This is a genomic window from Dactylosporangium fulvum (assembly GCF_025137375.1).
Classification (GTDB): Bacteria; Actinomycetota; Actinomycetes; order Mycobacteriales; family Micromonosporaceae; genus Dactylosporangium; species Dactylosporangium fulvum.
This window is the reverse complement of sequence record NZ_CP073720.1, coordinates 6807916-6822158: the sequence shown is the minus strand read 5'-3', so window position 1 is coordinate 6822158 and position 14243 is coordinate 6807916. Positions and strand designations below refer to the sequence as shown.

The following is a 14243-nucleotide window of genomic DNA, read 5'->3' as shown; positions in this document are numbered from 1 at the left end:
TGGACAGCCGCCACCGGCGGTGTCGGCTCAGGTGCCTCCGGGGGTTACGAGTCCGGTTTCGTAGGCGATGACCACGAGCTGGGAGCGGTCGCGTGCGTCGAGCTTGGTCAGCAGGCGGCTCACGTAGGTGCGGGCGGTGTCCGGGCTGAGGTGCAGCTCGGCGCCGATCTCCGCGTTGGACCGTCCGGTGCCGACCTGTGCGAGGACATCCCGTTCACGTTCGGTCAGTCCGGCGAGTCGTCGGGTGTCCGCCACGGGGGAGCGGGCCGCGGCGGCCAGGACGCGTCGCGTGACGGCGGGGGAGAGCAGCGCGTCGCCGCCGGCCACGGTGCGGACGGCGGCACGCAGGGCGTCGGGCGGGGTGTCCTTGAGGAGGAAGCCGGCCGCGCCGGCGCGGATGGCCTCGAAAAGATACTCGTCGTCGTCGAAGGTGGTCAGCATGACAACCTGGACGCCGGTGAGGCGCGGGTCGGTCAGGATGCGCCGGGTGGCCTCGAGGCCGTCGGTGCCGGGCATGCGCACGTCCATGAGCACCACGTCGGGTTGCTCGGTGCGGACGGCGTCCAGGCCTGTCGCGCCGTCACCGGCCTCGCCGACGACAGTGATGTCCGGTGCGCGTTCGAGCAGCGCGCGGAGCCCGGCTCGAACGAGGTGCTGGTCGTCGACGAGGACCACCCGGATGTCCGTCATGCTCGGCTCCCGGCCAGCGGCAGGCGTGCGTGCACCCGGAACCCGCCCTGCTCGCCGTTGCCGGCCTCGACGGTGCCGCCGAGCAGGGAGACCCGCTCGGACATCCCGCGCAGGCCATGGCCGTTCGTGTCCGGCGCCGCGCCGGGCGGTGCGCCTCGGCCGTCGTCGACGATCTCGAGCGACAGCCGGGGTCCTGTCGCCCGCACCGTGACGTGGACCCGGCTGGCGCGTGCGTGCCGCAGGGTGTTGGTGAGTGCTTCCTGGACGATCCGGTAGGCGGTCGTGGCCACGACGGCGGGCAGCGCGTCGACCTGGCCGGTGACGCGGAGCTCGACGGGCAGGCCGCTGTGACGCACGCCGTCGACGAGGGTGTGCAGCTGGTCGAAGCCCGGTGCGGGTTCGCGGGTGCCGGAGTCGCGGCGGAGGGTCTGCAGGGTGGCGCGCAGCTCGGCCATCCCGCTGCCGCCGGCCGAGCTGATCGCGGCGAGCGCGGTGCCGGCCTGGTCGGGTTTGTTGTCCGCGAGGGCCTCCTGCGCCACCGCCGACTGCAGCGTGATGACCGACATGGTGTGGCCGAGGGTGTCGTGTACCTCCCTAGCGATGCGCAGCCGCTCGGCCTCGACCTGCCGGGCGGCCTCCCGGCGGCGGTCCTCGGCGGCGGCGGCGGCCTGCCGGGCCAGCTCGGCCCGCAGCGACCTCCTGCTGCGGACGGCGTCGCCGAGGGTGATGACGGCGAGCATCAGCGCGGCCTCGGAGCCGAGGTCGAAGCCCACGACGATCGAGATGTCGTCGCCCTCGACCAGTCGCATGCCCACCGACAGCGCCAGCAGCCCGCCGCCGACGACCGCGGCCGGCAACACCCTGCCGCGCTCCGCCGCCGTGTACAACACGGCGGCCGTCGGTGCGGCCAGGCCGATCGCCGGGAGGTCGAGCGAGTAGTACACGACGATGCCGGCCGCGGTTGCCAGCAGCGTGGCGACCGGCCACTCCCGGCTGCACAGCAGCAGCGCGCCGAAGCCGACCGCGAAGCCGTAGGCGAGCACGGCCCGGCCGGGCGGCCCGCCGTCGGTGACCACGGCCGCCGCGACCAGGCAGAAGGTGGCGGCACCGAGCAACGCGTCGGTGCGGGTGGGTCGGGAACGCACACAAGCAGCGTAGACGGCGTGCCGGGCGGCCGCCGTCGCCGTGGAGCGTCAGGTCCCCGGCGCCGTGTACGCCCGGAAGCGATTCCGGTCCGCTCCCGCAGGCGGCAGACGGCAACGCTCACGAACCGCAGCATGGTTGACGACATGGACGGCGCCCGCAACGGCGCGACCGACGCAGGAGGACTCGAACGTGTCCCGCACCGAACTGACCTGGATCGTGCTCGTGGTGCCCGTGTGGCCGGCGATGCTGCCGTTCGGCGACGCCCGCGACACGGCCCGCGCGGCCGTCGCCGCGGAGGCCGCGCGATGAGCCGGCCGCGCCGCATGCTCGGGTTCTCCTGGCCGGTGCTGATCGGTCTGGCCGCGCTGGCCGCGCCCCGGCTCGTGCTGCACGACCTCGGCGTCATCACCGAAGGCAGCTTCGTCAACGGACTGCTGGTCTTCCTTCCGCCGCTGTGCTGGATCGCCGCGGTGCTGTGGAAGCGGCCGGCGCATCCGTTCGTGACCGTCCTGGTCATCGGCGCGCTCTACGGCGTGTTCCTCGCCGCGGGCCATCAACTGCTGTGGGACACCGCCTTCGACGGGGACACCCCGACCCTCGGCGGGAACCTCACCGGCGTCGACCCCACGGTACAGAGCGCCGTCGTCCGCACCGCCGCGGCGCTGTCCAGCCTCGTCACCGGAACGATCGTGGGCGCGGTCACCGGCGCCGTCGCGGCGCTGCTGTGCCGGATCGTGCCGGGCCACCCCGAGCGACCCGGGGACACCGGCCGATAGGACGCCGGCACACCGCAGCGGGTGCCGGCCCTGTTCGTCGGAACTTCTCAGCAACCCGGGTCCGATGCCGATGTGTTGACCACTGAGCCGAACCAGCAAGCCGATCGAGGGATAGCCGTGTCGCAGCAGCGGGATGTCGTCGTCACAGTCCGGCGGGGACGCCTTACCGGACTGGTGGCGGATCGTGGAGTGATCGCCAAGGCGTTTTTCGTGGTGCTGCTCGTCGCGCTGGTCGCGGCCGCGATCGGCGTGCTGGCGCTGACCCGGATGTCGAGGCTCAACGGCGACCTGCACGACATGAAGCGCCGCCACCTCGACAGCTCCGAGCAGCTCACCCAGCTGCGCGCGGGGATGGCCGACATGTACCGCAACTCGATGATGTTCTCGCTGTACTCGGCCAGCGGCGGCACGGCGGACGTGCAGCAGTCCCGCGCGGCGGTGGCGGCCGCGGACAAGAAGGTCGACGACGCCACGGCCGCGTACCGATCGCTGGCCGCCGGTTCGCCGGCGCGGCTGGCCGCCATCGGCCGGGTCACCGACACACTCGGGCAGTACCGGACCCTGCGCAACGTGGTGCTCTTCCTCGAAGCGCCGCCGGCCGGCTACGCGCCGCCGTCCGAGGACCGGATCGTCGCCGTCTCCACCGACCTGGAGAACCAGACCAAGACCGCACTCGACGAGCTGCAGGCCGTGGAGAGCAGCGAGGCCGCCGCCACCGTCGCGGCTGCGGACCGGCAGTACCGTCACGCCTGGATGCTTGTCGCCGCGCTGCTGGTCGGCGGACTCGCGGTGGCGCTGCTCGCCGGGGCGTGGGTGGCGCGCATCCTGCGCCGGCAGCTGGACAGCGTCTCCACCGCGCTCCGAGCGCTCGCTGGCGCGGACCTGACGGTGCCGGCCGAGGTGTACGCCCGCGACGAGCTCGGCGCGATGGCCGGCGCGGTGAACGACGCCCGGACGGGTCTGCGTGGCACGGTCACCGCCATCACCGGCGGGTCGCAGACCCTCGGCAGCAGCTCGCAGCGGCTCACCGCGGTCAGCGGCCGGATCGCCACCAACGCGCAGGATGCCGCGCGACAGGCCGACGTGGCCGCGGGCGCGGCCGGCGCGGTGTCGCAGAACGTACATACCGTCGCCGCGGGCGCCGAGGAGATGGGCGCGTCGATCCGCGAGATCGCTCGCAACGCCGGCGACGCCGCGCAGGTCGCGGCGGAGGCGGTCGGTGTGGCGCAGTCGACCAACGACACGGTGTCGAAGCTCGGCGAGTCCTCCACCGAGATCGGCAACGTGGTCAAGGTGATCACTTCGATCGCCGAGCAGACCAACCTCCTCGCGCTCAACGCCACCATCGAGGCGGCCCGGGCGGGCGAGGCCGGCAAAGGCTTCGCCGTCGTCGCCAACGAGGTCAAGGAGCTGGCGCAGGAGACCGCCCGCGCCACCGAGGACATCTCCCGGCGCGTCGAGGCCATCCAGGCCGACACCGGCAACGCCGTCGCCGCGATCGGCGAGATCAGCCGGATCATCGCCCGGATCAACGACTACCAGCTCACCATCGCCTCCGCCGTCGAGGAACAGACCGCCACGACCACGGAAATGACCCGCAACGTCGCCGAGGCCGCCAACGGCGCGAACAACATCGCCGGCAACATCGCCGGCGTCGCGCAGGCCGCGCAGGCGACCAGCGACACCCTCGCCGAGGCCGACACCACCGTCACGGAGCTGTCCCGCCTGGCCGCCGAGTTGCAGAGCGAGGTCGCCCGCTTCCGCGTCTAGGGTGCTTCGTCACGAGTACATCAGGTGCAGCGTCATCCCGGCGTCGGCGTGCGCCAGGTTGTGACAGTGGTTGGCCCACATTCCGGGGTTGTCCGCCGCGAACGCCACCTCCCAGACTTCGCCGGGGCGGACGTCGAACGAGTCCAGCCACAACGGACTCCCGGTCGCCGGCTTTCCGTCGCGGGACAGCACCAGGACGTGATGCCCGTGCAGGTGCCACGGGTGCACCACCAGCGATCGGTTCACGATCGTGAATTTGACGGTCTCGCCGAGGTGCACCACCTGAGGCGGGATGTCCGGATCGGCCGCGCCGTTGACGGTGTGGGCGTACCGCGGAAGCAGCCCGCGCAGGTCGAGGCCGCGGTCGAGGACAAGCGTGAACTCCCGGTCGAAGCGCGACCACGGCACCGGAGCACCGGCGCCGTAGAGCAGCGGGACCGTGATGGACCGGATGTCGCCCGGGACCCGCAGCAGCCGCGGCCCGGCGACGACCACCGCCGCGACCGACAGCGGGGCGGCGATGAGGACCTTCTCCGCCGCGAACCACCAGCCGGCGCGGGCCAGCGCGGCGATCGTGACCGCGCGGGCGAACGTGGCGAGCAGCGCGAAGGCGGCCAGGCCCAGTGCGAGCGGACGGCGCCGGGCGGCCGACGCGGCGCCGCCGCCCAGCCACCCGGCGGCCCCGAGGACCGCGATCACGAGGTCGGCCGCGAGCAGCGACCCGGTGGTCATGCTGATTCACCTCGAAAACCCGAAACGCCCGCAGCGCCGGCCAGCCGTTGCGCCGCCCGGAAGACGCTGACCACGACGTGCACCACGACGATGCCGTTGAGCGCGTGCAGCGCGGCGACGGTCAGGCCGACCGGGGTGCTGGCGCCCGCGGCGTCGGTGAACGCGTTCGCGAGCATGGCGATGAGCCCCTGCACGACGACGAGGCCGAGCGACAGGGCCGCCAGCCCGATCAGCCGGCCCGGCGCCTTCGCCAGCACGGCGAACAGCGTGGTGAGCAGGGTGAGGGCGGGGATGACCGCCATCCCGGTGACGCTGTGCAGGACGTACGCGCCGTCGCCGGCGGGTTTTGTGAACGCGCCCACGGCGGCGAAGGCGAACTGCAGGACAAACGAGACGAGCAACAGCGCGCTGACGATGACAAAGGCCCGGCGCATGGTGGTCTCCTAACGGTGAGTCGGGGTCAGTGCCCGGGCGACGTGGTCGGTGGCCGTGATCGCGCCGTATGCGACCAGCCGCACGAGGTCGGCGTCGGCCGGGTGGGAGAGCCGCCAGAGGGCGACGTCGCCCGGGCTGATCGCGCCGGGCGCGAACGCCGCCAGCAGCACGATCCGCGTGCCGACGCGGTCGGTGCCGGGCAGGTCACGGACCAGCTCGGCGGCCCATTCGGCGGGCCGGTCCGGGTGCCGCCCGTCCTCCCAGCGCACGGTGGCCGTGACGGTCTGGCGAGCCACGTCGCTCAGCAGGTCTCCACCTTGCGTGGCGGCGTGCTGCAGCGACGCGTACGCGACGCCGACGGGGCTGTCGCCGGCCCAGGCGGGCGGCGCCGTCGCGCCGGCGTCGAGGAGCGGGAGGCTGCGGCCGGGCTCCTTCGGCTCCCGCGCGGTCCTGCCGTACAGCCGACCCCCGACGGACCGCACCACCGGGGCGCGCTGCAGGCCGCCGGGCAGCAGATCCGGGTCGAGCAGCGCCGAGACGACCCGGTTGATGCAGTGGAAGGCGAGCAGGGTGCCGGTGAGCTCGGGGCCGTGCGGGCTCGTCCACGCGGCGGCCCGGGGATTGCGGCTGGCCTCGGCCCAGGCGGCGAGTTCGGCGTGCCTCGGCCGCGGCGGCGTGCCGCCCCGGGCGACGACCTCGGCCAGCTCGTGCTCGCCCAGCGCGTGCAGCAGCATCACGTGGGCGTCGACGCAGAACCGGCAGCGGTTGGCCCGGGACACCGCCGAGGCGACGAGTTCACGGTCCACCCGGGAGGTGTCGCCCGCGAGCAGGGCCTCGCGCATCAGCGCCCAGGTCGCGGCCATCACCTCCGGCACGGCCGAGAGCGCCTGGAAGGTGGGCACCGGCCCGAGGAACTCGTCCCGCAGCTGCCGGTAGACCTCCGCGGTGAGACCGGTCGCCGCCTTCGGTGGAGCGGGGCTGAAGAAGCGGTACGTCATGGGCAAGATGCTTGTCCCGGTGCGCCGGGAAATCGTCGTGCCGCCGCAGGCACTTGGCCGGCCGCCGATACCGCGTCCGCAGTACGCCACGCGTACCGCAGGTGCCGGATGCTCTCCGCCGACCGCCGTTCTAAGGTGCGATCATGCGCCCCGATCTGCCCTACGCCGTCGGTGGCGTCGCCATCGGCGCCTTCCTGCTCGGCGACGCCGCGCTCGCGCCGGACGCCGGTCCGGTGCGAGCGATCGACGTCGCCCTGGTCCTGGCCATGGCGGCGGCCCTGGCGGTGTGCCGGCGGCACCCGGTGCCGGCGCTGGGTGTGGTGACCGCGACCATGCTGGCATTCCACGTCCGGGTGCACGCCGGGGTGTCCGCCGCGTTCGCCGTCCTCGGCACCGTCTACGTCGCCGCCTGGCTGGGGCACCGATCGGCCGTCGCGCTCGCCGGCGTCGTCTTCCTCGGCGGCTTCCTGGCCCGCGACATCTCGGTCGCGCCCGCCGGCCGGTCCGGCCAGCTGATCGCCGAGCGCACCGCCCTGCTGCTGGGCTGGTTCCTCGCGGCCAACGTCGCCGGACTCGTCGCGCGGCAGCGCCGGGCATACCTGGAACAGGTCGAGCAGCGAGCGATCGAGGCCGAACGCACCCGCGAGGAGATGGCGTTGCGCCGAGCCGGGGAGGAGCGCCTGCGCATCGCCCGGGATCTGCACGACTCGCTGACCCACAGCATCTCCGTGATCAAGGTGCAGGCCGGGATCGCCGTGCACCTGGCCCGCAAGCACGGCGAGGAACCGTCGGCCGCGCTGCTGGCGATCCAGGAGGCCGGCGGCGCCGCGATGCGGGAACTGCGGGCGACCCTGGAGGTGCTGCGCACGCCGTCCGACGCGGACTGTGTCGGGCTGGCCCGGGTGGGCGAGCTCGCCGAGCGGACCCGCGCGGCCGGCGTGCCGGTGCACATCACCGTCTCCGGTCAGCCCCGGGACCTGCCCGCCGAGGTCGACCAGGCCGGATATCGCGTCGTCCAGGAGGCTCTGACCAACATCGCCCGCCACGCCGGCCCCGCCACCGCCGAGATCCACGTCGAATGCGCCCCCGCACGGCTGACCGTCTCGGTGACCGATGACGGCCAGGCGTCGCCGGGCCGGCCGGTGACACCCGGTGTGGGCCTGCGCGGCATGCGGGAACGGGTCACCGGACTGGGCGGCACGCTGCACGCGGCCCCGAGCGACGGCGGCGGGTTCGCCGTGCGGGCCGTCTTCCCGTTGGACGGTACGGCATGATCAGCGTCCTCCTCGCCGACGACCAGGCCTTGATGCGGGCCGGATTCCGGGCACTGCTCGACGCCGAGGACGACCTGGAAGTCGTCGGCGAGGCCGCCGACGGCGCTGCGGCCGTCGAACTGGCGCGACGCCTGCGGCCGGATGTCGTGCTGATGGACGTACAGATGCCGGGCCTCGACGGCATCGAAGCCACCCGGCGCATCGCGGCCGATCCCGACCTCGCCGCGGTCCGCGTCCTCATCCTCACCAACTACGGGCTCGACGCCTACGTCTTCGGCGCACTCCGCGCCGGCGCCAGCGGATTCCTGCTGAAGGACGCCGACCCCGCCGACCTGTTGCAGGCCGTCGCCGTCGTCGCGCGCGGCGACGCGCTGCTCGCCCCGGCGGTCACGCGGACGCTCATCAGCGAGTTCGTCACCGGCCCGCCACCGGCCGACCCGGCGGCCGGACGCGACGTGCTGACCGCCCGCGAACAGGAGATCGTCGAACTCGTCGCCCGCGGCTTGACCAACGACGAGATCGCCGAGCGCATGGTGATCAGTCCGTTGACCGCCAAGACACATGTCAACCGGGCGATGACGAAGCTGCACTGCCGCGACCGTGCCCAGCTGGTCGTGTGGGCGTACGAGTCGGGGCTGATCGCGCCGCGCCGCCGGTGACGCGGTGACGCCCGGCCGGACAGGTCAACCGCGCAGGCCCGTCACGTCGAATGTGCCGAACTTCCCGGCATCGGCCTTGCCGCGCATGCTGTCGCCCTCAACGGTGACCGTGAACGTGACCGTCGCGTTCACCTTCAGCAGCTTGTTCAGCGTCTTCACGACTTTCCACCTGGCCTCGTCACCCGAAACCACCCCGTCGGTGATCTCCAGCCTGGTCGCTCGGTAGTCGAGTGATCCGGTCAGCCGGTCGCCGTCACGGTGCAGCACGAGCATGGTCCGCTGCTCGCCGATCGGCGTATCGACCGACAACGTCCAGGTTCCCTCGACGGCCACCAGGCGACCCCCACTTCCAGCCCTGTCGGCACCTGCCCCTCGGTCGGGACCGGCAAACCGGTGACCCCGCACATCACCCGCCGGCCGCCGGAAGTCCACCGGAGGCATCTGCGCCGTGTACCGGTCCATGTAGGACCAGTGCGCCTCCAGCAGCTCGCCACGCAGTGCCGTCGAGCCGGGCCGGTCGCGGTGGTAGCAGAAGAACTCCATGCACCGGATCCTGACCTTCGTGCCGGACACCGATGCCGGCGGGTACCACCCGGTTGACATCTGCGGAACGCACCCGACGTCGGACGGGCGGCTCAGCCGTTGCGGTGGTGCTTCTTCACGAAGGTGTAGCCGGGGGTCAGCGGGACGGAGTCGATCTGCTCGCTCTCGACGGCCTGCCGGTGCAGTGCGAGCTGCCGCTCCGACGCTTGCGAACCGGCCGGCAGCTTGCGGACGAAGCCGCTGACCCAGTGGTCGCGGCGCTCGGAGCCTTCGCCGTCGGGATCGCCCGGGTAGGGGGCCGGTTCGACCAACGGCGCGTAGAACAGCATCTCGGTGGGTTCCTCGCCGTCGACGGCGGGATAGGAGGGGTGTCCCGCGGAGTCGACGCTGCCGGGCACACGGGTGACGTAGCCCTCGCGGATCAGTTGCTCAACGGCGTTGCGGAGCAGGAACGTCCCGCGAGTTCCCCGGCCGAGCCCGCTGCGCGTGGCAAGCTCCGACTCGGCGAACACGGCACTGCCGTCCTCGAACACGCGGCCCAGCCGACGTATCGCGTGCAGTACCTGCCCCCGGTTCGACTTGCCCGGTTCGAACTCGCGGGTGACGACCTTCGGGTCGTACTCGTGGAAGTAGTTGACACCGTCGACCCGCATCGGTTCGTCCAGCACGACGGTGCGCACGACGATCTCGTCCTTGGCGGCCTGCCAGGAGACGGTGACCAGCACCCCGGGCCGCAGGTCGTCCGGCCAGACGATGCCGCTGACCTGCCAGCCGGGGTCCTGCCGCAGCGAGCCCTCGGAGGCCTGCCGCGTGGGCGTGATCCCCTGCACGCGGTGCTCGAGCACGACGGTGACAGGATCGCTGTGCCGCAGGACCTCGGCGATCTCGTCCGGGACGGGGCAGACGGCACCGTCGAGATCAGCCTGCCGGAGCGCGAGTCGACGGGTCACCCGTTTCATGCCGGCGTCCGTTCCCGTTGCCGGAGCTGGCGACGCAGGATCTTTCCCGACGCCGCTTTGGGGATCGCCTCGATGAACTCGACGCGGCGAACCTTCTTGTACGGGGCGACGAGCCCGCTGACGTACTGCATCACGGCCTCACCGCTGAGCGTCGCGCCCGGCATCGGTACCACGAACGCCTTGGGGATCTCGTTGTTCTCCTCATCGTAGACGCCGATCACGGCCGCGTCCGCGATGTCGGGGTGGCCCAGCAGGACCGCTTCGAGCTCGGCCGGGGCGACCTGGTAGCCCTTGTACTTGATCAGCTCCTTGACCCGGTCGACGATGAACCAGTTTCCGTCGGCGTCGACCCGGGCGACGTCGCCGGTGTGCAGCCAACCGTCGGCGTCGACCATGGCATCGGTGTCCTCCGGGCGACCGAAGTATCCCTTCATCACCTGAGGCCCGCGGATCCACAGCTCACCGGGCTCGCCGGGCGCGGCGTCGGCGCCGGTGAGCGGGTCGACCAGCCGGGCCTTCGTCGACGGGAACAGGTGTCCCACGCATGCGGGCGGCTCATCGGTGTTGCCGTCGACGTGGATGTGTGTGCCCGGCGACAGCTCGGTCATGCCGTACGCCTGCCCGATCTCCACCCCCAGCCGGTCCGCGACCGCGGCCTGCAGGCCCGCGTCCAGGGGCGCCGCGGCGCAGATGATGCGCTTGAGGTGCGAGAGGTCGAGCTGGCCGACGGTGGGATGCTTGGCGAGCACCAGCATGACCGGCGGGGCGAGGTAGGCGTGCGTGATCCGGTCGCGTTCCAGGCTGGTCAGGAAGGTGTCGAGGTCGAACCGCGGGTGCACGTACACGGTCGCGCCGCGCAGCAGCGCGTTGTTGAGCAGCACCGCCATCCCGTAGATGTGGAAGAACGGCAGGATCGCGATGATCCGGTCCCCCTCTTCGATCCGGTGCAGCCCGGAGATCTGTTCGAGGTTGGTGCAGATGTTGCGGTGCGTCAGCATCACGCCCTTGGGCACGCCCGTCGTTCCGCTGGAGTAGGGCAGCACCGCGACGCCGACGGCCGGGTCGATGTCGTACGGCGGCACCTGCCCGTCCCGGAGCAGCCCCAGCACCGAACGATGACCTTCGGCCTCGTCGCAGACCAGCACCTCGATGACCGCACCGGTCTCCTGCCGGACCAGATCGGCCGCGGCCCGCGCCGGCCCGAGCAGCGCCGAGACCGTCACCAGGATCTTGGCTTTGGCGTCGACCAGCTGCTTCGCGATCTCCTGCGGGGTGGCCAGCGGCGACAGGGTCGTCACGGTCCCGCCCGCCCGGGTCGTGGCGTAGAAGACGACCGGGAACACGACGGTGTTCGGCGAGTGCAGCGCGACCACGTCGCCGACGCCGATGCCCTCGGCGGCCAGCCCCGCGGCCAGCCGTTCGACCAGGGTGGCCAGCTCACCGTACGTGATCGTACGCCCGCTGACCGCGTCGACCAGAGCGGGCAGTGAACCGCGTTGCGCGGCGGCTCCCAGCACCCGCTCGTGGATGAGGTCGTCGATGACCGCCACGTCCGGATACCTGCTGCTGTAGATCATCCGAACCTCCGAGCCGAGACCATCCGGTATTCCACCGGCCGTTGCCGGTCAGCATGATCGGCGGGCCGCGCCGGGGTCAAGGCCGTAGCGGGCGGGCGCCGGCACCCGCGGCGCAGGCCGAGGACTCCCGGCCTCCGCGCCGGCGCTGACCCCGGTCATCGTCGCGGCTGACGACGGGCGGGGTTCACCTGGCCTACGGTTCTGGCCCGATGCACGTCTTGTTCAAGCCGGAAGGTCGTCATGCCACATAGATTTCGAAGGTTGTCCGCCGCGGTCTGTCTCATGGCCGCGCCGTTCGTGTACGTGGCGGGGCTGCTCGTCGACCCTGCCCTGCGGGCCGGTGACGCCGCTGCCGGCGCCTACGGCCGCTACCCCGGCCAGGTGTCGGTGAGCGCCGCGTTGCTGCACTGGAGCTGGGTGCTGCTCGTGCCCGGCATCGTCGGGATGATCCACCTGGTGCGGCGGCGCGCCGTGCTCTTCGGGCACATCGCCGGAGCGGTCGCGCTGCTCGGCATCGTCAACTTCTCGGCCCTGATGCTCGGCGACTTCTTCTACGCCAGGCTCGAAGCCGAGCTCGGGCCGGAGACCGGCAGCCGCCTGGGTGACGAGGCGTTCGCCTCCGGCGGCGCACAGTGGGGTTTCCAGATCCCGGGATTCCTGGGGCTGCTCGGCGTGCTGCTGCTGGGGCTGGCCCTCGCGGCCAACCGTCACGCACCGTGGTGGGCATCGGGCGCGATGGTGGTCGGCATGCTCACCGGGCCCATCTACCCGATCGGGATGGCGCTGGGCAGCCTGCTGTACATCGCCGGCGCGGGGGTGATCGGCCTGCGGATGTTGCGGATGAGCGACGCCGAATGGGTTCAGGAGCCGGTGGAGAACGGGAAGGTCGCGGTGACCGTGTAACCGCCGCCCGGACGATGGCCGGCGTGGAAGGTGCCGCCGTGCAGGGCCGTGCGCTCCCGCATGCCGACGAGCCCATGGCCCGTCCCGTTCCCGCCGGACCCGTCACCGGCTGACCCGGTCGTCCGGCCGTCGTCGCTCACCTCGACGGCCAGCGCGGCCGGCGTGAACTCGATCTTCACCTCGGCGCTGGTGGCCTCGGCGTGTTTGAGCGTGTTGGTCAGGGCCTCCTGGACCACGCGGTACGTGGACAGGGCGAGTGACGGCGGGAGCGGCTGCGGCGGGCCGGTCGTGACGACCCGGACGTGGAGCCCGGCCGTCCGCAGCGGCCCGGTGAGCGCGTCCAGGCGGTCGAACAGCGACGGCGCGGGTCCGTCCCGCAGGACGCCGAGCAGCAACCGCAGCTCCTCGACGGTGTCCCGGCCGGTCCGCTCGACACCCTGGAGCAGGTCGCGTTCGCGTCGGCGGTCGGCGTCGGCGCCGAGCAGCATCCGCACGCCGCCGGTCTGCAGGGTCATCAAGGTGACGTTGTGCGAGATGACGTCGTGGAGCTCGCGGGCGATGCGGGTGCGTTCCGTGGCGGCCGCGAGCGCCGCCTGTTCGGCCATCCGGACGGTCTGCGCCGTCTGACGGCGCAGCAGGATGCCGCTGCCGTAGGCGACGCTCATGAAGATGGCGCCGATCAGGCTCTCGGCGACGTCCTGCCCGGGCAGGGTCTGCAGCAGGGAGTATGCGGCGAGGACGGCGAGGATGCCGCCGGCACGTGCCCGCGGCCCGGCCTGCTGGCTGCCGACCGTGTGCACCAGGATCAGGTTCGAGTAGAACTGCCAGGCGGCGAGCGGGTAGTCGTCGTCCATGACCGTGACGCGCAGCAGCGCCGACAGCACGATCAGCGCGAGCAGGGATCCGACCGGGAACCTACGGCGCAGCAGCAGGACCAGGCCGGCCGCGAGCGCGCCCACGGCCACCAGGGCCGGCCGGTGCACCTCGCCCGGGCCGGGGCCGGCGCGCCCGTACGCCTCGACGACGCCCGCCCCTGCGACGGCCAGGGCCAGGAGTGCGTCGAGCCGCGACGGCCGCCAGCGGCCCATCATTCGCCCGGGCGGACGATGCCCGCCTCGTAGCCGTAGACCACCGCCTGGACCCGGTCGCGCAGCCCCAGCTTCTGGAAGATCCGGCCGACGTGGGTGCGCACGGTCGCCTCGCCGAGGTGCAGGCGCCCGCCGATCTCCGCGTTGGACAGCCCGCGGACCAGCAGTCCGAGCACGTCACGCTCCCGCGCGGTCAGCGTGTCCAGCTCGGGCGTCGGGCCCGGCTCCGGACGGGCGGCGAAGGATGCGATGACCCGCGTCGTCACCGCCGGGTCGATGAGCGCGTCACCGGCCGCCACGGCCCGGACCGCGTCGACGAGCTGCTCCGGTGGCGAGACCTTGAGCAGGAACCCGCTGACCCCGAGCCGCAGCGCCGCGTGCAGGTGCTCGTCGGTGTCGAACATGGTCAGCAGGATGATCTTCGGCGGATCCGGGTCGGACAGCAGCAGGCGCGCCGCCGACAGACCGTCGAGTCGCGGCATGGCGATGTCCATGACCAGCACGTCCGGCCGGAGGAGGCGGGCCGACGCCACCGCCTCATGGCCGTCGGAGGCCTCGCCGACCACCGCGATCGTCCCGGCGGCCGCGGTCTCGACCACCAGCCGCAGACCGGCCCGGATCATCGCCTGGTCGTCCGCGATCATCAGCCTGACCAGCTCGGACATCAGTGCAGGATAGCGAGCGCCACCCGCA

General features: G+C 72.5%; 15 protein-coding genes. 5 read left to right on the top strand and 10 right to left on the bottom strand.

From position 1 onward, the window contains the following. Window positions 1-27 precede the first annotated feature (27 nt). A complete protein-coding gene (locus tag Dfulv_RS31435) occupies window positions 28-690 on the bottom strand; it encodes a response regulator transcription factor (RefSeq protein WP_259857420.1) in 663 nt (220 codons plus the stop codon). After that, window positions 687-1835: a sensor histidine kinase gene (locus Dfulv_RS31430; RefSeq protein WP_259857419.1), complete on the bottom strand. Its 1149-nt coding sequence runs from the start codon at window positions 1833-1835 to the stop codon at window positions 687-689. Before Dfulv_RS31430 ends, Dfulv_RS31435 begins: the two co-directional genes overlap by 4 nt. A gap of 306 nt (window positions 1836-2141) precedes the next feature. Here Dfulv_RS31430 and Dfulv_RS31425 point away from each other — a divergent pair, with 306 nt between their 5' ends. Further along, the gene (locus Dfulv_RS31425; RefSeq protein WP_259857418.1) at window positions 2142-2612 is read left to right on the top strand and encodes a hypothetical protein; all 471 of its coding nucleotides are present in this window, start codon (window positions 2142-2144) and stop codon (window positions 2610-2612) included. Window positions 2613-2786: 174 nt separating this feature from the next. After that, the gene (locus tag Dfulv_RS31420; RefSeq protein ID WP_259857417.1) at window positions 2787-4382 is read left to right on the top strand and encodes a methyl-accepting chemotaxis protein; all 1596 of its coding nucleotides are present in this window, start codon (window positions 2787-2789) and stop codon (window positions 4380-4382) included. Window positions 4383-4391: 9 nt separating this feature from the next. Here Dfulv_RS31420 and Dfulv_RS31415 read toward each other — a convergent pair whose 3' ends face one another. Genes Dfulv_RS31415 through Dfulv_RS31405 form a run of 3 tightly spaced genes read right to left on the bottom strand, consistent with a single transcriptional unit; the run spans window position 4392 to window position 6547 of the window. Beyond that, entirely contained in the window at window positions 4392-5114 is a 723-nt protein-coding gene (locus Dfulv_RS31415) for a multicopper oxidase domain-containing protein (RefSeq protein WP_259857416.1), read from the bottom strand. Continuing rightward, window positions 5111-5548 (bottom strand): DUF6220 domain-containing protein, encoded by a 438-nt coding sequence (locus Dfulv_RS31410; RefSeq protein WP_259857415.1) that lies wholly within the window; start codon window positions 5546-5548, stop codon window positions 5111-5113. The genes Dfulv_RS31415 and Dfulv_RS31410 overlap by 4 nt, the downstream gene beginning before the upstream one ends. A 9-nt stretch (window positions 5549-5557) precedes the next feature. Continuing rightward, entirely contained in the window at window positions 5558-6547 is a 990-nt protein-coding gene (locus Dfulv_RS31405; RefSeq protein ID WP_259857414.1) for a carboxymuconolactone decarboxylase family protein, read from the bottom strand. A 143-nt stretch (window positions 6548-6690) separates the two neighbouring features. On the opposite strand from Dfulv_RS31405, the gene Dfulv_RS31400 reads away from it, so the two are divergent. Together Dfulv_RS31400 and Dfulv_RS31395 are read left to right on the top strand one after the other, a co-directional pair. Continuing rightward, window positions 6691-7821, top strand: a complete 1131-nt coding sequence (locus tag Dfulv_RS31400) for a sensor histidine kinase (RefSeq protein ID WP_259857413.1) — start codon at window positions 6691-6693, stop codon at window positions 7819-7821. Continuing rightward, on the top strand, window positions 7818-8480 hold the full coding sequence (locus Dfulv_RS31395; protein WP_259857412.1) for a response regulator: 663 nt from the start codon (window positions 7818-7820) through the stop codon (window positions 8478-8480). Before Dfulv_RS31400 ends, Dfulv_RS31395 begins: the two co-directional genes overlap by 4 nt. A 24-nt stretch (window positions 8481-8504) precedes the next feature. Here Dfulv_RS31395 and Dfulv_RS31390 read toward each other — a convergent pair whose 3' ends face one another. The 3 genes from Dfulv_RS31390 to Dfulv_RS31380 all read right to left on the bottom strand — a co-directional run bounded on the left by Dfulv_RS31390 (window position 8505) and on the right by Dfulv_RS31380 (window position 11559). After that, the gene (locus Dfulv_RS31390) at window positions 8505-9023 is read right to left on the bottom strand and encodes a YciI family protein (RefSeq protein WP_259857411.1); all 519 of its coding nucleotides are present in this window, start codon (window positions 9021-9023) and stop codon (window positions 8505-8507) included. 92 nt (window positions 9024-9115) lie between these two features. Beyond that, window positions 9116-9982: a helix-turn-helix domain-containing protein gene (locus tag Dfulv_RS31385; RefSeq protein WP_259857410.1), complete on the bottom strand. Its 867-nt coding sequence runs from the start codon at window positions 9980-9982 to the stop codon at window positions 9116-9118. Further along, entirely contained in the window at window positions 9979-11559 is a 1581-nt protein-coding gene (locus Dfulv_RS31380; RefSeq protein ID WP_259857409.1) for an AMP-binding protein, read from the bottom strand. The genes Dfulv_RS31385 and Dfulv_RS31380 overlap by 4 nt, the downstream gene beginning before the upstream one ends. 261 nt (window positions 11560-11820) lie before the next feature. Here Dfulv_RS31380 and Dfulv_RS31375 point away from each other — a divergent pair, with 261 nt between their 5' ends. Further along, a complete protein-coding gene (locus tag Dfulv_RS31375; RefSeq protein WP_259857408.1) occupies window positions 11821-12462 on the top strand; it encodes a hypothetical protein in 642 nt (213 codons plus the stop codon). Here Dfulv_RS31375 and Dfulv_RS31370 read toward each other — a convergent pair. Next, window positions 12420-13553: a sensor histidine kinase gene (locus tag Dfulv_RS31370; RefSeq protein WP_259857407.1), complete on the bottom strand. Its 1134-nt coding sequence runs from the start codon at window positions 13551-13553 to the stop codon at window positions 12420-12422. The two genes, Dfulv_RS31375 and Dfulv_RS31370, sit on opposite strands and share 43 nt — an antisense overlap. Further along, on the bottom strand, window positions 13550-14215 hold the full coding sequence (locus Dfulv_RS31365) for a response regulator (protein ID WP_259857406.1): 666 nt from the start codon (window positions 14213-14215) through the stop codon (window positions 13550-13552). Before Dfulv_RS31365 ends, Dfulv_RS31370 begins: the two co-directional genes overlap by 4 nt. Window positions 14216-14243 lie beyond the last annotated feature (28 nt).